The organism is Pseudomonas sp. LBUM1651 (assembly GCF_059716135.1).
The window spans coordinates 4,612,502-4,637,150 of sequence record NZ_CP166805.1; the positions used below are offsets into that span (position 1 = coordinate 4,612,502).

Genomic DNA, 24,649 nt, shown 5'->3' on the forward strand with positions numbered 1-24,649 from the left:
AAGCTCCCTCGCCACAAAGGCTCATCGCCACAGTTACAGCCCGCGCAAATCCCGCTCTTCAATCGGCCGGCTCTGGCGCAGGCGCTTGCCACCCAGCACCACCCAGTCGATCAGCCGGAACAGGCATTCAATCCCGAACGACAACAGCAACGCGCCACTCATGCCCCAGATCATCGCCTCGGGCGTCAGCAGGATCTGGTAGCTGTAGCCGTTCCAGGTTTCCTTGCGGATATCCGGGTCGGCGGCCAGTACAACCTGCAGGAAGCGGATGTACCACGGGCCTTGCATGGCCTGGAATTGTTTATCGAGCGCCAACTGACGGGTGAGCAGGTTGCTCAGGCTGTCGGCATCGCTGCGAAAGATCGGGTCTTCGCTGGCGCGGTAATGGGCGACCAGGGCCTGCATGTCACCCTTGAAAAATTGATTGGCGGTGCCCTGAAAACCGCTCAGGCTGGTCTGCGCCTCGATCAGGTGGGCTTCGACCCGCTTGGCGTAATCGTTGATGAACCCCGGCACCTGGACACCGATCAACAGGCCCGCCGCGAACAACACCAGCCGTAGATAACTGAGCAACATGGGAGCGTCCTTTATTCGGTCTTGCCCTGGCTGACGCATTCACCGCGTCGCCACAGGCTCCATTGGCCCGGTTCGTAGCGGGTCCAGGTTTCGTTTTCGGTCAGGGGTTCGGTGGCGATCACCGTGACCACATCGTTGGGCGTGGTTTCGGCCTGGAAGTCGACGATCACATCGACATCTTTCAAGCGCGCGGGGCCGAACGGTGCACGACGGGTAATCTGCGCCAGTTTGGTCGAGCAATAACAGAACAGCCAATCGCCATCGCTGAGCAGGCAATTGAACACACCTTTGCTGCGGTATTCGGCGCAGGCGGCCACCAGATCGGGCAAAAGCGCTTCGATCTCTACCGGTTCCGGAAACGCTGCGCGCACACGATTGAGCAAATCGCAAAAGGCCGCTTCACTGTCGGTATCGCCGACCGGGCGGTAAAAACTTGTGATCGGTTGAAAATCCGCGAGCTGGCCGTTGTGGGCGAAACACCAGTTGCGACCCCACAGTTCGCGCACAAACGGATGGGTGTTGGACAGGCAGACCTTGCCGACATTGGCCTGGCGGATGTGCCCGATCACCACTTCGCTTTTGATCGGGTAGCGCTGCACCAAGTTCGCGACTTCCGACTCGCTGCTGGCCGCCGGGTCCTGGAACAGCCGAAGGCCACGACCTTCATAGAACGCGATGCCCCAACCGTCACGGTGCGGACCGGTACGGCCGCCACGCTGCATCAACCCGGTGAAGCTGAACACGATATCGGTCGGCACATTGGCGCTCATGCCCAATAACTCACACATGCTCGGACTCTCTGTAAGGCAGGGGCAAGGTTACAAGCGCGGTTCTACGCGCATACGCTGAGGGTTGCTCGGGACCGGCGGGCGACCATAACGGTCATCACCGGCACCGCCGAAAGGATGATCGTCTTCAGGATCGTCGGCCTTGGCCGCAGCCTTGGCTGCCGCCGTCCGTTCCTTGCGAGCATTGGCGGCGCGTTCGATCGGGAAACGGATCGCGACGAACACCAGATAAATGCCGAAGGCGATCATGCCGTACATGAGCAGGTCGGAGACTGCCCGCCAGGCGTTGTTGCCAACCTTGAACGCGAGGTCCAGGGCGGTAATGGCGATGGCCGGGGCGACCTTTTCCTTCACCGGATCGATGATCGTCGGACTGAACAGCAACACGGCGACCAGCAGCCGCAACGGTTCGCGCAGCCAGCGCCACATCCAGCGGGTCATGCGCATCCACACCAACAGGCAGCCTAAAGCGGCGAAGGCGTAGAGGCCCCAGGCGATCAGATAGTCGTTCTCGGTCATGGTGTCCATGGCAAGGCAGGCAAAGAGGCGCTTATAGTAACGACTTTTCGCACGTCAGGCTTGCCCCAACTGTAGGAGCGAGCTTGCTCGCGATGGCGGACTGCCAGACAACGTTGATGTTGAATGTTCCGGCCTCATCGCGAGCAAGCTTGCTCCTACAGGTTCTGCAGTGGCATCAAGATTTGCATATCGCCTGCGAAACCCTCTATTCCGTACATCGTCCGAGAGCCCTTCATGCCCGTATCCGCCAACATCACCAGCGCCCCGATTGCCCACAAGGCTGAAGGTTCTGACCCGTATGCCTGGCTGCAGGAACGCGACACCGACGCGGTGCTCGATTACCTCAAGGCAGAAAACCGCTATCAAGAGGCGCAAACCGCCGATCAGGCCGGGCTGCGCGAAACCCTGTTCGAAGAGATCAAGGGCCGGATTCTCGAAACCGACCTGTCGCTGCCCTCCCCGTGGGGCCCGTATCTGTATTACACGCGCACCACCGCCGGTGACGAATACGCCCGACACTACCGCTGCCCACGCCCGACCGACGACAGCCTGCAGCTCGATGAAGCCCAGGAACAACTGCTGCTGGACCCGAACGAACTGGCCAACGGCGGCTTCTTTTCTCTCGGTGCGTTCAGCATCAGCCCGGACCACCAGCGTCTCGCCTACAGCATCGACTCCACGGGCGATGAGATTTACACCCTGTTCGTGAAGGAAATATCCAGCGGCCGCGTCAGCGAACTGGAATTCGCGGACTGCGACGGCAGCATGACCTGGGCCAACGACAGCCTGACGCTGTTCTTCGGCGAACTGGACGACACCCATCGCCCGCACAAACTGTTCCGCTATCGACTGGACGGCACGGCGGCCGAAGAAGTGTTCCATGAGCCGGACGGCCGCTTTTTCATGCATTGCTATCGCTCGAGTTCGGAGCAGCAATTGCTGCTGGCGCTGGGCAGCAAGACCACCAGCGAAGTCTGGGTACTCGACGCGTTCCAGCCGCAACAGGCGTTTACCTGCATCGCGCCAAGGGTTGAAGATCATGAGTACGACGTTGATCACGGCGCCCTCGATGGCCAATGGACCTGGTTCATTCGCACCAACCGCGACGGCATCAACTTTGCCTTGTACACGGCTGTCGATACCGGCGTGACGCCGACCGAAGCCGACTGGCAGAACCTGATTCCCCACAGCGACACAACGATGATCGACGGCATGAGCCTCAACGCCAGGGCCATGAGCCTCAGCCTGCGTGAAGGTGGCTTGCCGATCATCGAAGTCCACCCGCAAGACCTGCCGAGCTACCGCGTGCAATTGCCGGATGCGGCCTACAGCCTGCACGTGCAAAACAGCCTGGAATTCGTCAGCGACCGCATCCGTTTGCGTTACGAAGCGCTGAACCGTCCGGCGCAGATCCGCCAACTGGAACTGGTCAGCGGCGAACAGAAAGTGTTGAAGGAAACCCCGGTGCTCGGCCCGTTCGATGCCGACGCCTACGTCAGCCAGCGCCTTTGGGCGACAGCGCCGGACGGTACGCAAGTGCCGATCAGCCTGGTCGTCAAACGCGAAGCCCTCGGTAAGCCGACGCCGCTTTATCTGTACGGCTACGGCGCCTACGGCGAAAGCCTCGACCCGTGGTTCTCCCATGCGCGCCTGAGTCTGCTGGATCGCGGCGTGGCGTTTGCCATTGCCCACGTGCGTGGTGGCGGCGAACTGGGTGAAGCCTGGTATCGCGCCGGCAAACAGGAACACAAGCACAACACCTTCAGCGACTTCATCGCCTGCGCCGAGCACCTGATCGCCAACGGCTTCACCACATCAAAGCAACTGGCGATCAGCGGTGGCAGTGCTGGCGGCTTGCTGATTGGCGCGGTGCTCAACATGCGTCCGGAGCTGTTCGGCGCGGCAATTGCCGAAGTGCCGTTCGTCGACGTGCTGAACACCATGCTCGACCCTGATCTGCCGCTCACCGTTACCGAATACGACGAGTGGGGCAATCCTGAAGAGCCGGACGTCTATGATCGGATCAAGGCCTACGCCCCGTACGAAAACGTCACTGCACAGGCTTATCCGGCGACGCTGGTGATCGCCGGCTACAACGACAGTCGCGTGCAGTATTGGGAAGCGGCCAAGTGGGTGGCCAGGTTGCGCGCGACCAAAACCGACAACAACCCGCTGCTACTCAAGACCGAACTGGGGGCCGGGCATGGCGGGATGAGCGGTCGTTATCAGGGATTACGTGACGTAGCGCTCGAATACGCATTTGTTTTCACGGTTTTGGGGATTGCCTGAGGAACTTGGCCCGGTGTGCAGGTCTTAAACCCAGTACGCCGAGCCTGCTCTTGTAGGAGCGAGCGGGCGGCGTTCCGACTTGCCCGCGTAGAGGTCGCAACATTCAACATCTATGTTGGCTGACACACCGCCTTCGCGGGCAAGTCGGAACGCCGCCCGCTCCCTCCTACAAAGGGCGCTGCATCCCGCACAGACACAAGAAAAAGACCGCACGACATGTCAGAACCGACTCTACTGAACAACGAAATCCGTGACTGGCTGATGGACTGCGGCCTGTTCGACCAACTGCTGCCGGCAGACTTCGCTGCCGCTTCGGGCTACTTCAGCATCAGCACGGTGGCTGAAGGCGAAGAGATTTTTCAAGAAGGCGACGCCGGCAGCTTCATGTGCATCATCCACACCGGCCAGGTGGCGGTGCAGAAATCCGGCAGCGACGGACAATTGGTGACCATGGCCACCTTGCGCAGCGGTCGGGCGTTTGGCGAAATGGCCGTGCTCGATGGCGAGCGACGTTCCGCCAGTTGTGTGGCGGCGAGCAATTGCCAGCTGCTGAACCTGGGCAAGGACTCGCTGGAAAAAATGCTCAACGACGCGCCGAAAATCGCCGCCAAGATCATCCGCGCCCTTGCCGTTTCCCTGTCCAGGCGCCTGCGCATGGCCGATGGGCAACTGCTCTCGCAGCAGGTTTAACCGCCGGGTGATTTGATCTTTGTGCTGTTTTGCTCAAGACCCGGTAAGGGTTGATCCTTGGACGGTGGACTGGGCATCTGGATCGGCACCAGCGGTGGCCCGCCACTACCCGCCCCGGCCTTGGGCACGCTGGTCGGGGAGATTTGCGGATATGGCGTCGGTGTCGCGGTGCCGGGTGAACCGGGCAGCGGCGCCGGGCTGGTCGGAATCGTTTGCAGCTGCTGGGCCTGTGCTGCAGTTATCGAGAGCGCGGCCAAGGCAATGACCGTTAGAATGGTGCGCTTCATCAATGGCTCCGTTGGCCTTGTTGTCTGGTTGCAGGCTACTCCCAACTGCGTTCGTTTGCCTCCCCCCTGCCCCTCCTTCTCAAGAGAGCCCCATGAAACGTTTCGTTCTGATCGACACCGCCCCCATTCCTGAAAACGGCGGCGCCCTGTGCCTGTTCGAATACGGCGAGGATTTCGTCATCAAGATCCAGGGCGGCGACGGCGGACAGCTGATGAACACCCGCATGCATGGCTCCGAAGATGCGTTGGCCGAGATCCCTTGCCGTAAAGTCGCAGGCCGGCCGAATTCGCGGGTGTTGATCGGTGGCCTGGGCATGGGTTTCACCCTCGCCTCGGCCCTCAAGCATTTGGGCAAGACCGCAGAAGTCGTGGTCGCTGAACTGGTGCCCGGCGTGGTCGAGTGGAATCGCGGGCCATTGGGCGAGAAAGCCGGCAACCCGTTGCTCGATCAGCGCACGGTGATCCGCATGGAAGACGTGGCCAAAGTGCTGCAGGCCGAACCACAAGGTTTTGACGCGATCATGCTCGACGTCGACAACGGCCCCGAAGGGCTGACTCAACGAGCCAACAGCTGGCTCTACTCCGCCGGCGGCCTGAGCGCCTGCGCCAAAGCCCTGCGGCCAAAAGGGGTGCTGGCCGTCTGGTCGGCCAGCGCAGACAAGCAATTTTCCGACAAACTGAAAAAAGCCGGCTTCAAGGCCGAGGAAGTCCAGGTCTTCGCCCACGGCAACAAGGGCACCCGCCACACCATCTGGATTGCCGAGAAGCTCAAGGGCTGAGCTAAACTTCGTTCATAACCGTCATTAGTCTTTTACAAAGGTGAACCTATGAGTTCGTCAACGCCGACCAACACTTCGAAGCTGGACCGCATCCTCGCCGACAACCAGCGCGACAAGGAAATGGGTTACCGCGACAAAGCCCTGAAAATGTACCCGCACGTGTGCGGCCGCTGCGCCCGCGAGTTCTCCGGCAAGCGCCTGAGCGAACTGACCGTGCACCACCGCGACCACAACCACGACAACAACCCTCAGGATGGTTCGAACTGGGAACTGTTGTGCCTGTATTGCCACGACAATGAACACTCGCGGTACACCGATCAGCAGTATTTCGATGAGGGCTCGTTGAGTACGCCGAAGATTGCCAAGGCGACGCATAACCCGTTTGCGGCGTTGGCCGGTCTGATGAAGAAAGACGACTGAATATCTTCGTTGCCTGACCCGGCCCCATCGCTAGCAGGCTAGCTCCCACAGGGGGATCTTCTGTGCACATAAGTATTTGTGAACGCCCTAGATCCAATGTGGGAGCTAGCCTGCTAGCGATAGCAATTGTTCAGACACCACCAATCTCAAACCAGACACCCCCTCCCCCAATCCCCGTATAATCGCCGTTTTTTCCCCGAAGGCACCCCGCTCGTGGCAGACAAACGGTACAGCTGCATTGGTTTGTTCAACCCCAAATCACCGGAAAACGTCGGCTCGGTCATGCGCGCCGCCGGCTGCTACAACGTGGCGTCCGTGTTCTACACCGGCAAGCGTTATGACCGCGCCGCCGACTTCGTCACCGACACCAAGCGTGTCCACTACGACATTCCGCTGATCGGCATCGACGACCTGAAAAAGATCCTGCCCCTGGGCTGCGTACCGGTCGCCGTGGAGTTGGTCGAGGGAGCCCGTTCGCTGCCGGAATACACCCACCCGGATCGCGCGCTGTACATCTTCGGCCCGGAAGACGGCTCGCTGGATAAAGAGATTCGCGACTGGTGCGAAGACGTCGTCTACATCCCGACCACCGGTTGCATGAACCTCGCGGCCACGGTCAACGTCGTGCTCTACGACCGCATGGCCAAGGGCCTCAACACCCGCTCCGGTCCGAAATTCCGCTGAATCGACACACATCCGATGGAACAAGCCGCCCGCCTCGGCAGTCAGCTTAATTATCTATTCTTGAAGCAGTCATTCCCGCCAGGAGACAGATCATGAGCGAACTCAAACGCGTAGAGCGCATCGAATCCACCCCGTTCCAGACCCATTCCGATCAGAACGTTCAGGGTTGGGAGCGCATCGGCTCCCTGGCCGGTGGCGTGGTGATGGTCGGCAAAGGCCTGCGTCGCGGCGGGATATTCGGTTTAATCCAGGTGGCCATCGGCGGCGTGGCGCTGGCCCGTGGCATTACCGGCCACAGCTCGGCCAAGAGCCTGCTGGAGAAAAGCCGTCAGGACATGAACAACGTGCGGGCGAAGATCGAGCGTGCGGGGGAAGAGTTGGGTCGGCTGAAAGCGAATGCCGAGGCGGCGACCAAAACTGCGACCGTCACCGGGAATGATTCGTTGAAGTCACCTAAAGCCGGGGTTTGATCCGGGTTGTTCGTTGAGGCTTATGGCCTCTTCGCTAGCAGGCTAGCTCCCACATTGGTCCCGTGTACGACGAAGCTCCAGTGTGGGAGCTAGCCTGCTAGCGATAGCGGTGTCACTGAATCAAATCGTTATCGAGAACTTTCGAGGACTCGCCAATAACACTCTCGGCCAATTGAACAAATTCCTTGGTATCCACACTCTCCAGATGCATCGCCCCACGCAACACATCATCCAACGATCGTTTGTTACGGGTTTTGATACGAATTTCCTGATCCAGCTCTCTCAGCAACAAGACCGCTTTACCAATCTGCGCCGGGTTGACCTGCTCACCACGCAAGGTCGTGACCTTCTGGCCCTCTTTGGCCAACTTCTTCTGCAGACTTTCATACCGCTCATCACTCATCCCCCCGGCGCGACGCACCAGTTCGATGGCGTAATACTCGGCAAAACCTTCGCTGATCCAGTCACTGCGCTGCTTGTCATTGACGCGCCCGAACAGCTGGGCCAGTTCACGCACCAGCGCACTGGTGCCGCTTTCGCTGACCAGTGGCAAACGCGTATTCAAATAGATCGACTCTCGCGCCGCCAGGCTGCCCCGCCACATCGGGTCGTTAGCGCCGACGATCAGCAATTTGGCGGGATGCCGCGGGAACACGTCCTGCACTTGCGGCCAGACAAACGTCAGCAGCGTCAGCACGTCCATGCGGCGCATACCCTGGCCTTGGGGCGAGGCGACGGTGACTTCGGTTTCCCCCAATCGGGTGCGACGTGTGCCGAGGTGGCCGGCAAGCATCCACCCCGTGGGTCTGTCGAACAGACGGGAGACGTTATCGATGCGGAACTTGTTCTTGCCGATCCGCGGCCAGGCGGTCTCGACGCTTTTCCACCCGCTGGGCAATTCGAATTCCAGGCGTGAAACCAGCTCGATGCCGTCCTGCTGATCGAGTTTCGCGGCGGGCACCAGATCGTCGCCACGCATCAACGCCCAACCTGGCGTCATGCGCGTGTCGAAGCTGCCGCTCTTGCGGCCATGGCTGATGCGCACGCGGTAGGTCAGGCTGGCCTTGTCGGCGGCCGGGTGCCAGACACCACGGGCCGGTTTGCCCGGCGTGAGCTGCCATTGGCCGTCGGCCTTGAAGTCGCTGTAGTGGCTGCCGTCGCCGAGGTCGAAATCCAGGCTACGCACCGCCGAACCCTGAGCCAGGGTCAGCCGCACTTCAGCCTGATCGCTTTGCGGCAACAGGCGGACGTGGTAATCCAGATCGACCTTCTTCGCCGCCCACACGGGCGAACTCAGGGCCAACAGCCCGACGGCCAGCGCCAGCCGCAATCCCACAGCCATACACACTCCTTTGTAAAACTAACCTGCCCGGAAAATCAGATGGTCTTCCCAATCCTCTTCGGCCACGCTGCCTTCGGCGAGCATGCGCCCGGACTGGGAAATGCGTTCGTGATGCACGGCATCGCGATCACCGCACACCAGGTGGTGCCAAAGTGGCAGGTCCTTACCCTCGCTGACCAGGCGATAACCGCAGGTCGGCGGCAGCCATTTGAACTCATCGGCCTTGCCCGGCGTGAGCTGGATGCAGTCCGGCACGAATTCACGACGGTTGGGGTAATCGCTGCACTGACAGGTTTTCAGGTCCAGCAGTTTGCAGGCGATGCGCGTGTAATAGACGGAATTGTCGTCTTCATCCTCGAGCTTTTGCAGGCAGCACAGGCCACAACCGTCGCACAGCGATTCCCATTCCTCTTGATCGAGTTGATCGAGGGTTTTTCGTATCCAGAACGGTTCGACTTTGGCGGCCATGGCTCAAGCATCAACATCAGGTGGTGAAAAGGCCGCCAGTCTAGTGCGCAGAGCTTCGCGGGCCAAGCATTGGCGACTGCCGGTAGAATGGGACTTGTCAGTTTTCGCGCCGCCAAGTAGCTTTGCCAGTCGCAAGGAGCCAGACCTGCGTGCCATTAACGCCCAACTGCGTTGCATTCAGATGAAGTGCCAGGCTCACGAAAAACCTCATCGCCCAGCCCAACTGCGCCCGCCGGTTTTTTACTCGACCCTCTGACCCACATGTCGCAAGGAATCTCTGCATGAGTGCCAATCCACGCGTTGCCGACTACGCCATCCACCCTCAATTCACCGATCGCTGGTCGCCTCGCGCCTTCACCGGCGAAGCCATTCCCGAAGAAACCTTGCTGAGCTTTTTCGAAGCAGCACGCTGGGCGCCATCCGCCTACAATTCGCAGCCTTGGCGGTTTCTCTACGCGCGCCGCGATACGCCGAACTGGGAGCGTTACCTGGGCTTGCTGAATGAATTCAACCGCAGCTGGGCGCAACATGCCTCGGCGCTGGTGATCGTGATCTCGAAAACCACCTTCGCGGTGCCTGGCGCCACCGAAGAAACTCCAGCCCTGTGGCACACCTTCGACACCGGTTCGGCCTGGGGCCATCTGGCTTTGCAGGCGAGCATCAGCGGCTGGCACACCCACGGCATGGCCGGTTTCGATCAGGAGTTGACCCGCAAGGAGCTGAACATTCCTGAAGGTTACGCCCTGCACGCGGCGGTGGCGGTGGGCAAACTGGGGGATAAGGCGACGCTGGCGGATTACCTGCAAGCACGTGAAGAGCCGAGCCCGCGTCGTCCGTTGAGCGAGTTGGCGGCTGAAGGCGACTTCACCCTCTAAGTAACACTGAAGATCTACTGTAGGAGCCGAGCTTGCTCGCGATGGCGGCCTCACAGTCAACGATGATGTTGAATGTGATGGCCTCATCACGAGCAAGCTCGGCTCCTACAGGTTCATCATGGTTTCAATACCCGCGATTGAAATCCACTTCCCCGCGCAACGCCTCGCCCGCCTGATACGCCCGCACATTCTCGACGAACAGCTTCACCATCATCGCAGGCGAAGTCGGTGCCGAACTGTGTCCGGTCAGCAGCAGGCCCCAGGCCGTCCAGAACGGGTGACGTTGCGGCAGCGGCTCCTGACGGCAGACGTCGATCACCGCGCCTGCCAGATGCCCTTCCTTCAAGGCTTCCACCAGATCCGCATCGACCACCGCCACGCCGCGCCCGACGTTGATGAACAACCCGGTCGGCTTGAACTGCTTGAACAGCGCCGCATCGTACAGATCGTGGGTCGTCGGGGTGTTCGGCAGCAGATTGATCACGTAATCCACTTCACCGACCAGGCGCGGCAAGTCCGCCAATGCTCCCACTTCGACAAACGGTGCCTGCTCGCGAGCTTCGCTGGCAATGCCATACAACTCAACGCCAAACGGCAGCAGAAATTGTGCGACGGTCTGACCGATGTCACCGGTGCCGACGATCAGCACCTTGCGCCCCGCCAGGCTTTGGCCCTGGCGACTGTCCCATTTACGCTCGACCTGACTGACCAGGCGCGGCAGCACTTCGCGCTCGTGGCCGAGCATGTAGGTCAGCACGTATTCGGCCATGACCTGACCGAAAATCCCCACCGCGCGGGTCAGGCGATAGTGGCGTGGCAGGCCGTCGGCCAGCAGCGGCGTGATGCCGGCCCAGGTCGATTGCAGCCATTGCGGCTGGTGACCCTGACGCAACAGGGTCGCCAGGAGGTCCGGCTGCCCCAGCCAGATCGGGCAATCGGCGGCCTGACTGGCCAGTTCGGCCGAGTCGCCGCTGGTCAGCACTTCCAGATCGGGCGCTGCCTGGCGCAACAGTTGGGCATATACAGGGTGGTCGTGTTCAGCAATCAGAACGCGCATGGTTCAAACCTTTCAAAAGCAGTGCAGACGGCCGCCGACGGAGTATCGCTCCCTCATCGCGGCCATCGCCAAAATCATTCCAGTGTTTCATGCAGACTCTGAACAGAGCCTGTCTGCCGATTACATCGGATCATTGCGTCGCAACAGTTCTTCCGGCAAATGTTCGATGTATTCGTCTTCGGCCGGCGGCATTTGCAGGTGGTAACCCTGCTTCTCGAGGTTTTCCAGCACTACGGTGATGTCCTCGCGCGACAGCTTGCGCTCGGGGGTCAGCACCAGGTCGAACGCGTGGTGCGGTTTGCCGAAAGCGGCCATCAGACTTTCCGGGACGCGCTCCAGTGCATCGCTTTTGAGCACATAGAGGTACATCTCGTTTTTCTTGAGGCTTCGATAGATGGAGCAAATACGTTTCAAGGCTGTTCTCCGGCGGTGGCCAGGCTGTCGAGCAGCGCCTGGCCCATCAATTCGCGGCGCCAGCCACGCAGCGAATCAGGCAATTGGTATGGACCGTTGGGGAAGCCGCTCTTGAGCAGTGCTTCCAGGGTTTTCTTGCGCAGCATAAGCTCTGGCGCAACGTTCAGACGTTCGGCTTCGGCCTGACCGAGTGCACGCAACTGTTTGATCAGCGCCGCAGCATCCACCGGCAACGGCTCGGGCACGGCAGGCGGCCATTGATCAGGCGACACACTGCCAGAGCGCTTGATCAGATCAAGCAGAAATTCGCCGTCCTGACGCACGGTACGCGGGTGCATGTCTTCGATTTTCGCCAGCGCGCCGAGGTTGTCCGGTTGCGTCCGCGCCAGCGGCCACAGGGAGTGTTCACGGATGATGCGATTGCGCGGCAAGTCACGGGCGCGGGCTTCGCGTTCGCGCCAGGCGCAGAGTTCACGCAGCACGGCGAGTTGGGCGCGGGAGAGTTTCCAGGCCAGTTTGGCTTCGCGATAGACCTCGTACGGATCAACTTCACGACGCAGGTTGGCCACCAGCTCGGCGCCGTCCTCCAGAACCCAGGCGTATTTGTCGTCAGACAGCTTCGGACGAAGCTGTACGAAAACTTCCGCGAGGTGCAGGGCGTCTTCAGCGGCGTAGCTGATCTGAGTGTCGGACAGCGGACGTTGCAGCCAGTCGGAACGGGTCTCGCCCTTGGGCAGGTCGATGCCGAGCACTTCCTGCACCAGCCGCGAATACCCCATGGAGAAACCGAGGTTCAGGTACGCAGCGGCGAGTTGGGTGTCGAACAGCGGCGCCGGCAGGCTGCCGGTCAGACGCAGCAACACTTCGAGGTCTTCGCTGCACGCGTGCACGACTTTGACCACGGCCGGGTTTTCCAGCAGTGCGGCCAGGGGCTGCCAGTTGTCGATGGTCAGCGGGTCAATCAGGTAAGCGCGTACGCCATCGCCAATCTGCAGCAGGCCAGCGATCGGATAAAAAGTGTCGACCCGCATGAATTCGGTGTCGAGGGCAACGTAGGGCAACTGCTGCCACTCGGCGCAGAACCGGCCGAGGCTATCGTTGTCGCGAATCCAGTGAATATCGATGGCCACACGGCTCTCCCTTGAAGAATGGCGCGCAGTATATATCGCCCCCGGCGATTTCCGCGCCTCCACTGAACAAGAGCTTTAGCGAAAACACCTGCCTGATGGCAAGAATTGTCTGACGGAGGGAGGTTATCTGGCCTTTCGCAACGCATAGACGCGCATTCGCACGCAACCGGGCAGGAAGTCTTGATGGCTGAGCAAGCGAAAACCCGCCTGTTTGAACTCGGCTTCCACTTCGGCCTTACTGGCCAGCGGCCGGGCCTGAACGCCTTGTGTATCCGGCCGCCGGCGCTTGAAACCGGTATCGATCCGCACCGCCACAATCACCGTATCGCGGCTGACCCGGTGGAACTCCCCCAGCATGGCCGAGCGATGCTCGGGACTGGCGATGTGCTGAAACAGTTGCATGCAAAAAATGCAGTCCACCGCATTCGCCGACAAGCCGATGGCGAATGCCGAGCTTTGAAAGGTCTTGACCCGTTTCAGCAGGTGTTGCGGGTGATGGATCGGCGCGTGATCGAGCATGTCCTGCGACGGGTCGGACGCCAGAATCACCCGGTTTGCATGTTCGGCCAGCACCGGCCAGAAGCGCCCGGCCCCGCAGGTGACGTCGAGAATCAGCCCTGGCTCACCGGCCACCTTGAGCGCGTTGCGCACCAGTTGCTCGTCACGCCAGAACGCCAGGCGCCCGGCAAGGCCACGCGAGTGCGGCTGCAGGCAGACGCGGGCGTGTTCCTGATCGTGACGCCGGGCGAACTCGAGCTCGATGGCGGAAGGGGGCTGAGCGGACATGTAAGGGGCTCTGTAGGAAAAATCTGCCGGGGAGCAGGTTAACGGCCGGTACGTGAAAAAAAGGTCGCGGCCCTCACTCTTTGGCCAGGACACCGTCAATCACCGCACCGCGGCAGCCGGCAAACATGTCCAGGTCCTGGTTGTAGACCTTGCTGTTGACCTCCAGCAAACCGAGCATCGAATGGAACAGGTTGTCCTGACTCAACGGCTTATCACGACTCAATTGCAGGCAATGGGTGTCTACCGAGAACGACTTCTGATAGCTGTCGGAGAACCAGGCCAGCATGGCGACATGCTTTTGTTGATCGGGCGCCAACATGTAAGGCGTACCGTGAAGGAACAGGTTGTATTCGCCCAGGGACTCGCCGTGGTCCGACAGATACAGCATCGCGGTATCGACTTTGTCCTGATTGCTGCGCAACAGATCGATCAGGGTCGACAGCACATGGTCGGTGTACACCAGCGTGTTGTCGTAACCGTTTACGATACTTTCGCGACTGCAATTGTTCAGCGCATTGCTTTCGCAAACCGGGGTAAATCGCTCGTACTCTTTCGGGTAACGCTTGAAGTACTCCGGACCGTGACTGCCCATCTGGTGCAAGACCAGCACGGTGTCTTTATCCAGGGTGTCGATGAAGTGCTGCAAACCCTGCAGAAGGATTTCATCGCGGCATTCGCTGTTGGCGCAGAGCGCCGGGTCCTTCAGGTTGCTGACATCATCAAGGGTGACGCGGTCGCAAGTGCCTTTGCAGCCCGACTGGTTATCGCGCCAGATGACGTCCAGCCCCGCCCGCTTGAGCACATCCAGCAGGCCTTCTTCATTCTTTGCCTTGCTCGCGTTGTAGTCTTTGCGGCCCATGTTGGAGAACATGCACGGCACCGAGACGGCAGTTTCCGTGCCGCAGGAATGCACATCGGTGAAGGCAATCAGGCCTGCTTCCTTGTCCAGTTTTGGCGTGGTGTCACGGTCGTAGCCCAGCACACCAAAGTTCTCGGCCCGGGCACTCTCACCCACCACCAGCACGGTCAGGGATTTGCGGCTGTGAGCTTGCCAGGCCGGGTTTCTCTGTGCGTCTTCACCAATCTTGACGAAGGGTTGCCGAGCCGAAGCGACTTGTTCGCGCAGGTAGCCGAAGGAGGCACCGATATAGTTGCTGGGCACTACCATCAAACGCAACTCGTGGTGATTGCGAAACAACGACGCGAGACCCTGATAGTTAACTAGCGCCACACCACCGATTACCACTACCGACGCAACACCTACTAAAGCCTTACTTAACAATTCGCGATGCCAGCGGCGGTAACCAACCGGTATTCTCCACAACAACCACGAAGGCAACACACCGAGCAAAACAATATAAACAAGTAACTTTATCGAGAGTAAGTCGCGCACTTCCGTTGCATTGGTTTGCGCAAAATTACGCAACATGCCGGTGTCCATCAGCACACCGTATTGGCTCATGAAGTACGCAACACCCGCGCTGATCATAAAGACAAGCGTGAGCACAGGTTTCATTAAGGCCCGGAACGCCAGCAGCGTCAGCACCAGGTTGAAGGTGGCCAGAATCATCAAGCCGAAAGCCACACGAATGACGATGCCTTTGCCGTCGGACGCGGTGATTTCAAACAGGTGTTGCCAGAGTACTAAATTGAAGCCAGCCAACAAAAAGGCACTGGCAAACAACGTCACCCACTCCGGGCGCACGGCTTTAATCTTCAACATGATAATCGGCTGTTCCTGAAAAGAAGTGCCGTCGGTAAATGTGAAAATTTCATTTACCGCGACAGCACTAACTTTAGGCAGCCAACCATCAATTTTTTGTGAAAAAGAAGCCAACGATTAGTTGGCTTCTAGTGTTTGGTCAAAACTTAAGTTGTATTTGAGAACGGTTCAGGCCTGGTTCAGGTACCAACGCCAATCCTGCTCACCGACTTCACCCATGAACTGCCGATACTCGGCACGTTTGACGGCGAGGTAAACGCCGAGAAACTCTCTACCGAAGGCCTCCCGCGCCCAAGTCGAACCTTCCAGTGCGCGCAAGGTGGTCAGCCAGTCGGTGGGCAACAGTTCCATGGCCTGGGCGTAACCATTGCCTTCAACCGGCGCCCCCGGGTCCAGTTGCTCGCGAATACCCCGATGGATACCGGCCAGGATCGCCGCAGCCGCCAGGTACGGATTGGCGTCGGCGCCGCAAATGCGATGTTCGATGTGCCGCGAGAACGCCGGCCCGCCTGGCACGCGCAAACTCACGGTGCGATTGTCCACGCCCCAGGTGGCGGCCAGCGGCGCGTAGCTGTTGGTCTGGAAACGGCGATAGGAGTTGGCGTTCGGACAGAACAACAGCAACGAATCGAGCAAGGTGCTGAGCATGCCGCCAACCGCCTGTTTCAGCAGCGGCGTACCGTCCTTGGCTTCGCTGGCGAACAGGTTGTTGCCGTCCTTGTCCGCGAGGCTGACGTGCATATGCATGCCAGTGCCGGCCAGGTCGTCGAAAGGCTTGGCCATGAAGCACGCCGTCATCCCGTGTTTGTGCGCCACGCCCTTGACCAGACGTTTGTAGCGCACGGCTTCATCCATTGCCTGCAAGGCGTCGGTGCGATGTTCGAGGGTGATTTCCACTTGCCCCGGCGCGTATTCGGAAATTGCCGTGCGCGCCGGAATGCCCTGGAGTTTGCAGGCACTGTACAGGTCGGCCAGGAATGGCTCGATCTGCTCCAGTTCGCGCAAACCGTAGACCTGAGTTCCGCGCGGGCGTCCGCCGTCAACGTCTCGCGCCGGTTGCGGCCGACCGTTGCTGTCGCGTTGCTGATCCAGCAGGTAAAACTCAAGCTCCGCCGCCATCACCGGGTAATAACCGTCCGCCTGCAAGCCTTCGATTACCTTTGCCAACAGGTGGCGCGGGTCAGCGATGGTCGCCGGCATGCCCTCCTTCGGGTGCATGCTGACCTGCACCGCCGCCGTCGGAATCAATCGCCACGGCATGCGCGTCAAACTGCCGCTGATCGGGTAGGCCCGGCAATCGATATCGCCCACGTCCCACACCAGCCCGGAGTTTTCCACGTCATCGCCGTTGATGGTCAGGCCCAGAATGGTGCTCGGCAGGGGCCGGCCACTTTCATACACCGCCAGCAGTTCATCGCGATGCAACAACTTGCCCCTTGGCACGCCGTTGTTGTCGAGGATGAACAACTCGAACATCTCGATATCCGGATTCTGTTCAAGAAAGGTCAGGGCTTCTTGCTTCGTGGCGAAGGATGTCGTGGCACAACTCATAGGAATTCTCTTGTTTGCGCGTCAGGCAAACGCGCAGGCGCTGCCGATTTGATCCCGGCGCACAGCGCGGGACCTGTAAGAACAATCAACGGGAAAGGCGGGAATCCGGCGGGCGCGCGTGACGGCAATGCCACAACGCCCAGAAGGCGAGTTCGGAAGGAAGTGCGACCGGACAACCGTCCATAGAGAAGACCGCAGTAAACAGATGAGCAGCAGCGTCACATGGCTGGATAAGTCGTTAAATCGGGATTTGAAGAACTTTGGTTGCAGGATGACTAAACATTTACCGACCGACGCTAGATACCCTGTGGGAGCGAGACCGGCTTGCCGGCGATGGCGGTGTGACAGTCGATATTGATAGTGACTGACACAACGTCATCGCGAGCAGGCTCGCTCCCACATTTGCTCTGTGTTGCAGCAGAGGTATTTGATTTTTAAATACTGTCCCGGACTTTCTGATTTGCGGCCTCCAGGCCTCACGCGCCTAATCGGGCCCTTGTCATTCAAGGTCCAATCGATGGAAAACGTCCGCGCCACTTCCCGCCCTGCCCTCTGGTTGATGGTCAGCATCATTTTCGTCGCCCTGAACCTGCGCCCCTCCATGGCGGCGGTCGGTCCTTTGCTGTCGGCGATTCGCGGGGATATCCCGCTGAGTTTCAGCCTGGCCTCGCTGCTGACCATGCTGCCGGTGATGGCCATGGGACTGGCAATGTTCTTCGGCCTCAGCGTCAGCCAATGGCTCGGCGAACAACGCACGGTGGTGGTGTCGTTGCTGATCATCGGCCTGGCGACGGTGTCGCGCCTGTTCCTCGACTCCGCCGTAGAATTGATCCTCAGTGCCGTGCTGGCAGGCGTCGGTATTGCGCTGATCCAGGCGCTGATGCCCGCACTGATCAAGTCCCGTTTCAGCGACAACGTCTCTGTGTGCATGGGCCTATACGTCACGTCGATCATGGGCGGCGCAGCGATTGCCGCGTCCTTCGCGCCGCTGGTAATGACGCGTACCGGTAGCTGGCGAATGGGCTTGGCGATCTGGGCGGTGTTGGCGCTGCTGGCGTTGCTGTTCTGGCTAGGCCAACGTTCGGGGATACCGACACTGGCCGCTCAAGCGCAACGAAACGGGTCGTTCTTCGCCAATTCCCGCGCCTGGTTACTCGCGATCTTCTTTGGCTTGGGCACGGCGTCCTACACCTGTGTGCTGGCCTGGCTGGCGCCGTACTACGTGGAAAAAGGCTGGAGCGAACAAAACGCCGGGTTGTTGCTGGGTTTTCTGACGGCCATGGAGGTGTTGTCGGGTCTGCTGACGCCCGCGATCGCCAACCGCAGCCGTGACCGACGCCTGGTGCTGGTGGTGTTGCTGGCACTGATCATGGCCGGTTTCTGCGGGCTGATTCTCAGCCCGCAACACCTGAGTCTGTTGTGGCCGTGCCTGCTGGGGCTGGGCATCGGCGGACTGTTCCCGATGAGCCTGATCGTGTCGCTGGATCACCTGCACAACCCCCAACGTGCGGGTGCACTGACCGCCTTCGTTCAAGGCATCGGCTACCTGATCGCCGGTCTCTCGCCTCTGATTGCCGGGATGATCCGCGATCAACTCGGCAGTTTCGAATGGGCCTGGTGGTCGCTTACGGGCGTCATGGCGCTGATGCTGCTGATGGTCCTGCGCTTTAACCCACGGCACTACGCCCGTCACATTCACTGACCCGGAACGGCCATCATGAAACACACCGGTTTCGCCACCGCTCACCTTGGCATGCTGCTCTGGGCCCTGTTGATCGCCGCTTCGTTTTCCGCAGCGGCGCAGGTCAGCCAGGCCATCGACCCGGTCCTGCTGACCGGTTTGCGCCTGCTGTTTTGCGCCCTGGTGTTTTTGCCGCTGCTGCTGTTCAAGGGCGACGCCGCCATGACCCGCAACGGACTGCTCGGCCATGCGGTACTCGGCTTGTTGCTGGCGGTGTATTTCGGCTCATTGTTCGAGGCGCTGCGCTACACCTCCGCCATCAACACCGGGACCCTGTTCACCCTGGTGCCACTGCTGACCCTGTTTTTCGAAGCCGTGTTGATGCCCGACAGCAGCCTAGGACAACGCATCGTTCCAATGCTGACGGCGGCTGCCGGCGCCGTATTGCTGGTGCTCAAAGGTGCGGGGCCAGGCGAGTTGCCTTCGCTCTATGCGGTGTCGGTGTATGGGATCGGTTGCCTGGCGATGGCGCTCTACTCTCCCTTGAGCCAGCGGCTCAAGGCTGGCAGCCTCAAAGGTCGCGGCCCGGTGGGCATGACCTTCTGGAACATGCTGTTCGGCGCTCTGTTCCTGCTGGCGTTCTGTGGGTTCAGCGGTGGCTGGCGATCGGCGTCCTTGCTGACCCTGAACGACTTCGGTTGGCTGATCTACCTGGCGCTGTTCGCCACACTGGCGACCTTCTGGCTGTTGCATCGGGCCATCGGCGTCATCGCCCCGTCGTCGGTCATTTCCTACATTTACCTGAGCACACTGTTCATCACGCTGTTTCATTGGCTCCGGTTACGTCAGTCGCCGCTGCCGCTGGAGATCATCGGTGCAGTGCTCGTCGGCATCGGCATGCTGGCGCTGTTGATGTCCAGCCGCCGCGCCATGCCTGCAACTGTTCGGAGCTGAAGGTCATCGGCACTGCCTCACAACTATTAGTGAAACTTCCTACAGGGCATTCTCCTGGCACCATCGTTCCGTTAGGATCATTCGCACGAGTTTGCGCTCAATCAGCGCAAGGATCACAGCGAGACGAATGGATGCTGAACAGTAACTTGCTTAGAAAACTCGACATGCAGGACCTCATGGTGTTTGTGGCCGTGTATGAACAAAGCAGCGTCACCAGCGTGTCCGAAACACTCTGTGTCAGCCAGTCCACCGTGAGTTACTGCCTGAAAAAGCTGCGCACCGGTTTCGAGGACGAGTTGTTCATCAACACCCGCGCCGGTATGCGGCCCACCTACAAAGCCAGCACCATGTACGCCCACGTGCTGAAAATTCTGGAAAGCATCAACCTGTGTCACGCCGGTGCACCGACGTTCGACCCCAGCTTGCAACCGGTCACCTTCAACATTTGCGCACCGGAATACTTCGAGCAGCTGATCCTGCCGCGTCTGTTGAAACGTTTCGATTTCGCCGACTGGCCGGTGATGGTCAACATGCACAAGTTCGAAACCGACATCCCGGCCGAGGAACTGCGCGACGGCAGTCTCGACCTGGTGATTTGCTTCGGCCCGAACTTTCATCGCAATCACACCGACTTCAAATCCCGGATGTTGCTGGAAGATGATCTGGTCTGTGTCTTCGATAAACGCGCCACACCGCTGGAGCCACGTTTAAGCCTGCAAGCCTTTACCGAACACAGGCATGTATTTCCGACATCCTGGACGTCCACCACCAACATGGTCGACGGCTGGCTGGCGCAGCAGGCACGAAAACGGCAGATCGTCGCGCGATCCAACAGCTACAGCGCGGCGCTGAAAATGATCACCGGCACCGACTTCATCGTCACCCTGCCCCGACGCATCCGGCAGTTGCTGGCCAGCGAGGCCATCTTCAATCACTGCGAAGCGCCCAACGGTCTGCCGGGGTTCACCCTCGACATGCAGTGGAGTCAAAGTGCCGATGAAGACTGCGCCAATTCCTGGTTGCGTGAGCAGGTGGTGCAGGCCTGCACCGAGCAGGAAATGACCTGAGACTTAGTTGTTGATGGCGACTTTGCTGTAGGACTCTCGATCAATGTCGAGGATTTCCACGGCCAGCTGGACTTCCACGTCCGTTGGCCACTCACACAGTTCCTGCACCACGGCCAGCAGACTTTCGGACAACTGTTTTTTGATCGCCGGCGAGCGACCACTCAACAACGCCAGCTTCACATGCACGAACGCCCGCTCAGCCAATGCCGTGCCGACCTTGAACGTCTCGACCTTTACCGCGCGACTCTTGATGTCGAATTCGGCAGCAAACTGACCGGAAGCCACCAGCGTATTGTTCAGCCGGATCAGCGCCACATCGGCATTCAGCTCGGGCAGGTTGGCGGTGTATTCCATGTGCAGGTGGGGCATGACGTGGCTCCTTGAGGTTGGCGGAAAGGTCGTACATATATCACAGAGCTGTCCTGCTCACCGGGACGGCGGCGACTCGAAGCGCTCACTCATGAACGCCTCCAGTCGCGAGCGCAACCAGCGTTCGGCAGGGTCGGTGTCGACGTGGCTGAGCCAGACCATAGACAGGTCCAGGGTCGGGGTCTTGAACGGAAAAGGCTCCGTGAACAGCTGACCGGACGCCGCCATCGCCTCGGCGGCGTAATCCGGCAGGCTGGCGATGAGATCGGTTCCGGCAAGCAAGGCTGGCAACGAACTGTATTGCGGCACGGATAAAACCACCTGACGCGTACGACCAATCTCCGCCAGCCACTCGTCTGCGTAACCACTGACATTGGCAGTGTGGGACACCAGCACGTGAGGGCGCGAACAATATTCATCGAGGGTCAGCGGCGTGTCGGACGCATCGGCACGCAAGATGCTGGGCTGGATGTGCCGCAGCAATTTGCGCTTGGCATTGGCCGGGAGACCGCGGGTCTGGCTGATGCCAACGGTGATATCGCCGGACGCCAGCAAATCGGGAATCCGCCAGTAATCGACATGCTGCACCACAAACACCACCTTCGGCGCTTCCTGGCGCAGGGCACGCAACAACGGCGGCAGAAGACCAAACTCGACATCGTCCGACAGCCCGATACGGAAGGTCATGGTGCTGCTGGCAGGATCGAAATCATGGGTCAGGCTCAAAGCCACCGACAGCGAATCCAGCGCTGGCGACAGGTATTGAATCAACTCCTCGGCCCTGGCGGTCGGCTCCATGCGATGACCGACGCGAATGAACAGTGGATCGTTGAACATCGTGCGCAAGCGGTTGAGCGCCGAACTGATGGTTGGCTGCCCGAGAAACAACTTCTCCGCCACCCGGGTGACGTTGCGTTCGAGCATCAAGGTTTCGAACACCACCATCAGGTTGATATCCGCCTTGCGTAGTTCGTTGCGATTCATCCACTACCCCCCAGTCCTCAAATCTGCTGACAGTTTAGGTAGCTGTCGCAAGCGGCGTCTATGCGACTCAAGCAGTCTGCATTTGATCCGAGCGCAAGGTCGCTTGCAAAGAAGCTGCTCTCACTGAGCAGCTTCACCACCAGGGGTTCAGATTTCCTTCACCGGGGTGTGATCGTGAGTCCCCTTGATCAAGCTGATGGCATGCGCGCAATCCGCCCTGTTGACGTACGCCTCGCCGCTGGCAATCGTTTCATTGTTCCCCGCCCTCAAGCGCCACCGCCATTGACCTTTGCCAGTCTGCGGGGTGCCACGGGTTTGCCTGTAAATCTCAAAATACATTGATCGCTCCTTGCGATGGCTGATGACGGCAGATCAGTGACCTGCGAAACCAGAGTAGATGAGGATTTTTGGCGGCGAAGTCTTTCAGTGTCAGGGGATATTTCGAAGAGAAAACCTTGAATACCGGAGCGGCCAATGGATACGGGGGACGGTAATTCGAGCTACCCGGCTGCGTAAGTTTTCCTGTGAACAGACTTATTTTTCTTACGCCGAAACGCTGCCGGTTCCCACAAAAAACCCACGGCAGGCTGGACGCCTTACAACGTCCAGCCGATTGCAATTATTTGCTGGCCCAGGCGTTGAAGCGCTCCTCGAGCTCTTCGCCGTGATCGACCCAGAACGCTACGTCCATGGACAACGCACCCTTGAGATTTTGCGGTGCAGTGGGCACCCATTGCGCCAGTTTGCTATCCAGCCGTGCGGCGGCCTCGGTATTGGTGGGGCCATAGGGGATCTGCTCGACATACTTGACCTGGGCATCCGGCTGGTTGGCGAAGGCAATGAAGCGCTTGGCCTGATCGACATGTTTCGAGCCTTTGATGATCGCCCAGTAATCCATGCCATACAGGCTGCCGGGCCAGACCAATCCGAGGTGGCTACCATTTTGTGCGGCAGCGGCCACTCGCCCGCTGTAAGTGGACGTCATCACCACGTCCCCGGCCGTCAGCCATTGCGCCGGTTGCGCGCCGGCCTCCCACCACTGGATGTAGGGTTTGAGTTCGGTGAGTTTGGCGAAGGCCCGGCGGGCCTGTGAGACGTTGCAGAAGGCGATTCAATCAGGCTTTCTGTTCGCGCTTGATCCTGTAGACAGTGGCAACACCACACTCAGCCAGCTTAGCCACCTCATCAGCCGACATCTTCGGATGCTTGGCCATCAGGCGTACAACCTTATCCCACAGCGCTTGGTTCTTTTCCTTCCCTGCTGGCTTCCACTCAGGATCAGCGAGCCTCTTGTTCTTCAATCCTTCATTGATACGTTCCACGCGCTTCTCTTGGTCCAATCTTGCCATCGTGGCCATTAGATCGAGCAACATGTTGTTGATCACTTCCATGATCTGGCCGGTTATGCCCTTGTCCTCAACCATCATGTGACTGGTGGGCAGATCGGCAATCACCAGACGTAACCCCTTGGCCTTGATCGTGGCTTTTAGAGTCTCCCAATCAGCCTGTGAAAGACGACTGAGGCGGTCTACAGATTCGCACAGGAAGACATCACCCTTCTCCGCAGTGTCCAGCAGGCGCATCAACTCAGGACGGTTGAGCTTGGTGCCGCTGATGTTCTCGCTGTAAGTGCCAATGACAGACAAACCTTTATCAGCAGCGAACGCCTCAAGCGATGCCTTGGCACGGAGAGCATCTTGATCCTTGGTGCTGGCACGGAGGTAAAGGTGGGCGTTCATGGCTGGCTATCCTTTAGTATCTGTTTCGATAGACCAATGATAATACGATCATAAAGCTATCAGTAATAGATAGCTGATAGCTGATAGCTGATAGCTGAGCGTTATCGCACTACCAGACAAGTAGAGTCCATTGATAGGCGGATCATCAGATTTATTCCGTAGCGAGGAATCATTCACCGCAAGATCACCACATTAGCCGTCTTGTGAGAACAGCCGTAAACTTGGGAAGACCCAGAAGGGCGCTGGCGTAGCTGTGTCATTTTCTGATGAGTAACGGTGGCGTCACTATGCCGAGAGGTCAGAAATGATCCATGGCAATTTTGTTGCATGTTACGGCACGGTATTTCTGGGTATCGTGTATCGGTCGATTTTGATGCCTGTCTATGGTTGCTGCTGGATTGGGTGCGCCGGAACTGCGGTCACGGTACAAAAGATGGGAAGTCCAAAGCAGATACTGTTCTCTGCTGTTGACTTTCAATTTTGACCAGATGCACGATTGATTTGGGCCATGCCTGGCGCTAGCAGTGGGTACATGGTTTTATAAAGACTTTGATTTTTTACAACAACCGGAAGTTTAAGAGAATATGAAAGATTTCGTTATCAGGGTTGTGGAAGTTTTCGCATGGTTAATGATCATTTTTTCCACAGTGGGTGGATATTACATGGCGTACATGGCGCATAGAGTGTCCGCGATAGTGCCTGGTATCACGTCTGGAAATGATGTATTGGCAGGTGTATTAGGTGGCTTGGTTGGATTTGGTTGTGGTTGCGTTTTTTCAGGAACTTGGTTTGTTCTTTCGGCCATTCACAAGGATATCCGGACTCTTCGTGAGATTGCTGTCTGGGATTATAGAAATCGTAACAATCCTAATCATCGAAACAATCGCAAGGATAGCTCCACTGAGAAATATGAGTCTTTGTCGGTACAATAGCCCACGCAATGTAGGAGTTTTTTGCACGTGACGTGAGCCGATGGGGATGCCCTACGTGATGTTATTGGTACGGGC

27 protein-coding genes and 1 pseudogene are annotated in these 24,649 nt (G+C 59.0%); 11 read left to right on the plus strand and 17 right to left on the minus strand.

Annotated features, from left to right (window positions below; genetic code table 11):
* Nucleotides 1-33: 33 nt before the first annotated feature.
* The 3 genes from ACA066_RS21540 to ACA066_RS21550 are packed head-to-tail and all read right to left on the minus strand — an operon-like array spanning nt 34 to nt 1,892.
* On the minus strand, nt 34-576 hold the full coding sequence (locus tag ACA066_RS21540) for a DUF2937 family protein (RefSeq protein WP_497696548.1): 543 nt from the start codon (nt 574-576) through the stop codon (nt 34-36).
* Nucleotides 577-587: 11 nt separating this feature from the next.
* Nucleotides 588-1,364 carry a class II glutamine amidotransferase gene (locus ACA066_RS21545; protein ID WP_214381327.1) on the minus strand — a complete coding sequence of 259 codons (777 nt, stop codon included), beginning with the start codon at nt 1,362-1,364 and terminating at the stop codon, nt 588-590.
* A gap of 30 nt (nt 1,365-1,394) precedes the next feature.
* A complete protein-coding gene (locus tag ACA066_RS21550; RefSeq protein ID WP_497696549.1) occupies nt 1,395-1,892 on the minus strand; it encodes an MFS transporter in 498 nt (165 codons plus the stop codon).
* 225 nt (nt 1,893-2,117) lie between these two features.
* Between ACA066_RS21550 and ACA066_RS21555 the strand changes: the two genes are divergently transcribed.
* Nucleotides 2,118-4,172, plus strand: a complete 2,055-nt coding sequence (locus tag ACA066_RS21555) for a S9 family peptidase (protein WP_497696550.1) — start codon at nt 2,118-2,120, stop codon at nt 4,170-4,172.
* Nucleotides 4,173-4,388: 216 nt separating this feature from the next.
* Nucleotides 4,389-4,862, plus strand: coding sequence for a cyclic nucleotide-binding domain-containing protein (locus ACA066_RS21560; RefSeq protein ID WP_497696551.1), 474 nt, complete (start codon nt 4,389-4,391; stop codon nt 4,860-4,862).
* Here the strand turns inward: ACA066_RS21560 and ACA066_RS21565 are convergent.
* Nucleotides 4,859-5,149 (minus strand): hypothetical protein, encoded by a 291-nt coding sequence (locus ACA066_RS21565; RefSeq protein WP_497696552.1) that lies wholly within the window; start codon nt 5,147-5,149, stop codon nt 4,859-4,861. The genes ACA066_RS21560 and ACA066_RS21565 overlap by 4 nt on opposite strands.
* 92 nt (nt 5,150-5,241) lie before the next feature.
* On the opposite strand from ACA066_RS21565, the gene ACA066_RS21570 reads away from it, so the two are divergent.
* The 4 genes from ACA066_RS21570 (at nt 5,242) to ACA066_RS21585 (ending at nt 7,502) form a co-directional block, all read left to right on the plus strand.
* On the plus strand, nt 5,242-5,928 hold the full coding sequence (locus ACA066_RS21570) for a spermidine synthase (protein ID WP_497696553.1): 687 nt from the start codon (nt 5,242-5,244) through the stop codon (nt 5,926-5,928).
* 48 nt (nt 5,929-5,976) lie between these two features.
* Nucleotides 5,977-6,348, plus strand: coding sequence for a YajD family HNH nuclease (locus tag ACA066_RS21575; RefSeq protein WP_017336997.1), 372 nt, complete (start codon nt 5,977-5,979; stop codon nt 6,346-6,348).
* 213 nt (nt 6,349-6,561) lie between these two features.
* Nucleotides 6,562-7,032 carry an RNA methyltransferase gene (locus ACA066_RS21580; protein ID WP_017336996.1) on the plus strand — a complete coding sequence of 157 codons (471 nt, stop codon included), beginning with the start codon at nt 6,562-6,564 and terminating at the stop codon, nt 7,030-7,032.
* A 92-nt stretch (nt 7,033-7,124) separates the two neighbouring features.
* Entirely contained in the window at nt 7,125-7,502 is a 378-nt protein-coding gene (locus tag ACA066_RS21585) for a YgaP family membrane protein (RefSeq protein ID WP_497696554.1), read from the plus strand.
* A gap of 112 nt (nt 7,503-7,614) precedes the next feature.
* On the opposite strand, the gene ACA066_RS21590 is transcribed toward ACA066_RS21585, so the two are convergent.
* Nucleotides 7,615-8,844, minus strand: a complete 1,230-nt coding sequence (locus ACA066_RS21590; protein WP_497696555.1) for a hypothetical protein — start codon at nt 8,842-8,844, stop codon at nt 7,615-7,617.
* 18 nt (nt 8,845-8,862) lie between these two features.
* Entirely contained in the window at nt 8,863-9,312 is a 450-nt protein-coding gene (locus tag ACA066_RS21595) for a YcgN family cysteine cluster protein (protein ID WP_192302264.1), read from the minus strand.
* Between the two features lie 281 nt (nt 9,313-9,593).
* On the opposite strand from ACA066_RS21595, the gene ACA066_RS21600 reads away from it, so the two are divergent.
* On the plus strand, nt 9,594-10,187 hold the full coding sequence (locus ACA066_RS21600; RefSeq protein WP_497696556.1) for a nitroreductase family protein: 594 nt from the start codon (nt 9,594-9,596) through the stop codon (nt 10,185-10,187).
* 124 nt (nt 10,188-10,311) lie between these two features.
* Here the strand turns inward: ACA066_RS21600 and ACA066_RS21605 are convergent, their stop codons facing one another.
* From ACA066_RS21605 to ACA066_RS21630, 6 genes are all read right to left on the minus strand, one after another.
* The gene (locus ACA066_RS21605) at nt 10,312-11,244 is read right to left on the minus strand and encodes a D-2-hydroxyacid dehydrogenase (protein WP_497696557.1); all 933 of its coding nucleotides are present in this window, start codon (nt 11,242-11,244) and stop codon (nt 10,312-10,314) included.
* Between the two features lie 120 nt (nt 11,245-11,364).
* The gene (locus ACA066_RS21610) at nt 11,365-11,658 is read right to left on the minus strand and encodes a YcgL domain-containing protein (protein ID WP_007898694.1); all 294 of its coding nucleotides are present in this window, start codon (nt 11,656-11,658) and stop codon (nt 11,365-11,367) included.
* Nucleotides 11,655-12,788 carry a ribonuclease D gene (rnd, locus tag ACA066_RS21615; RefSeq protein ID WP_008034962.1) on the minus strand — a complete coding sequence of 378 codons (1,134 nt, stop codon included), beginning with the start codon at nt 12,786-12,788 and terminating at the stop codon, nt 11,655-11,657. The genes ACA066_RS21610 and rnd overlap by 4 nt, the downstream gene beginning before the upstream one ends.
* Before the next feature lie 123 nt (nt 12,789-12,911).
* Nucleotides 12,912-13,574: a class I SAM-dependent methyltransferase gene (locus ACA066_RS21620; protein ID WP_497696558.1), complete on the minus strand. Its 663-nt coding sequence runs from the start codon at nt 13,572-13,574 to the stop codon at nt 12,912-12,914.
* Between the two features lie 73 nt (nt 13,575-13,647).
* The gene (locus ACA066_RS21625) at nt 13,648-15,297 is read right to left on the minus strand and encodes a phosphoethanolamine transferase (RefSeq protein ID WP_497696559.1); all 1,650 of its coding nucleotides are present in this window, start codon (nt 15,295-15,297) and stop codon (nt 13,648-13,650) included.
* 168 nt (nt 15,298-15,465) lie between these two features.
* Nucleotides 15,466-16,848, minus strand: a complete 1,383-nt coding sequence (locus tag ACA066_RS21630; protein ID WP_497696560.1) for a glutamine synthetase family protein — start codon at nt 16,846-16,848, stop codon at nt 15,466-15,468.
* Between the two features lie 517 nt (nt 16,849-17,365).
* On the opposite strand from ACA066_RS21630, the gene ACA066_RS21635 reads away from it, so the two are divergent.
* From ACA066_RS21635 to ACA066_RS21645, 3 genes are all read left to right on the plus strand, one after another.
* Nucleotides 17,366-18,550, plus strand: a complete 1,185-nt coding sequence (locus ACA066_RS21635) for a cyanate transporter (protein ID WP_497696561.1) — start codon at nt 17,366-17,368, stop codon at nt 18,548-18,550.
* A gap of 15 nt (nt 18,551-18,565) precedes the next feature.
* The gene (locus tag ACA066_RS21640) at nt 18,566-19,483 is read left to right on the plus strand and encodes a DMT family transporter (protein ID WP_497696562.1); all 918 of its coding nucleotides are present in this window, start codon (nt 18,566-18,568) and stop codon (nt 19,481-19,483) included.
* Between the two features lie 131 nt (nt 19,484-19,614).
* Nucleotides 19,615-20,550, plus strand: a complete 936-nt coding sequence (locus ACA066_RS21645; RefSeq protein ID WP_497696563.1) for a LysR family transcriptional regulator — start codon at nt 19,615-19,617, stop codon at nt 20,548-20,550.
* 3 nt (nt 20,551-20,553) lie between these two features.
* Here ACA066_RS21645 and ACA066_RS21650 read toward each other — a convergent pair whose 3' ends face one another.
* The 5 genes and pseudogenes from ACA066_RS21650 to ACA066_RS21670 form a co-directional block, all read right to left on the minus strand.
* Nucleotides 20,554-20,919 (minus strand): 5-carboxymethyl-2-hydroxymuconate Delta-isomerase, encoded by a 366-nt coding sequence (locus ACA066_RS21650; protein ID WP_497696564.1) that lies wholly within the window; start codon nt 20,917-20,919, stop codon nt 20,554-20,556.
* Nucleotides 20,920-20,976: 57 nt separating this feature from the next.
* Nucleotides 20,977-21,903 carry a LysR family transcriptional regulator gene (locus tag ACA066_RS21655; protein WP_497696565.1) on the minus strand — a complete coding sequence of 309 codons (927 nt, stop codon included), beginning with the start codon at nt 21,901-21,903 and terminating at the stop codon, nt 20,977-20,979.
* 147 nt (nt 21,904-22,050) lie between these two features.
* On the minus strand, nt 22,051-22,242 hold the full coding sequence (locus ACA066_RS21660) for a YegP family protein (protein WP_497696566.1): 192 nt from the start codon (nt 22,240-22,242) through the stop codon (nt 22,051-22,053).
* 280 nt (nt 22,243-22,522) lie between these two features.
* Nucleotides 22,523-22,984 (minus strand): annotated as a pseudogene (locus ACA066_RS21665) (extracellular solute-binding protein); the annotation flags it as partial.
* 34 nt (nt 22,985-23,018) lie between these two features.
* On the minus strand, nt 23,019-23,642 hold the full coding sequence (locus tag ACA066_RS21670) for a recombinase family protein (RefSeq protein ID WP_497696567.1): 624 nt from the start codon (nt 23,640-23,642) through the stop codon (nt 23,019-23,021).
* A gap of 584 nt (nt 23,643-24,226) precedes the next feature.
* Here ACA066_RS21670 and ACA066_RS21675 point away from each other — a divergent pair.
* Nucleotides 24,227-24,574: a hypothetical protein gene (locus ACA066_RS21675; protein WP_497696568.1), complete on the plus strand. Its 348-nt coding sequence runs from the start codon at nt 24,227-24,229 to the stop codon at nt 24,572-24,574.
* Nucleotides 24,575-24,649: the final 75 nt, after the last annotated feature.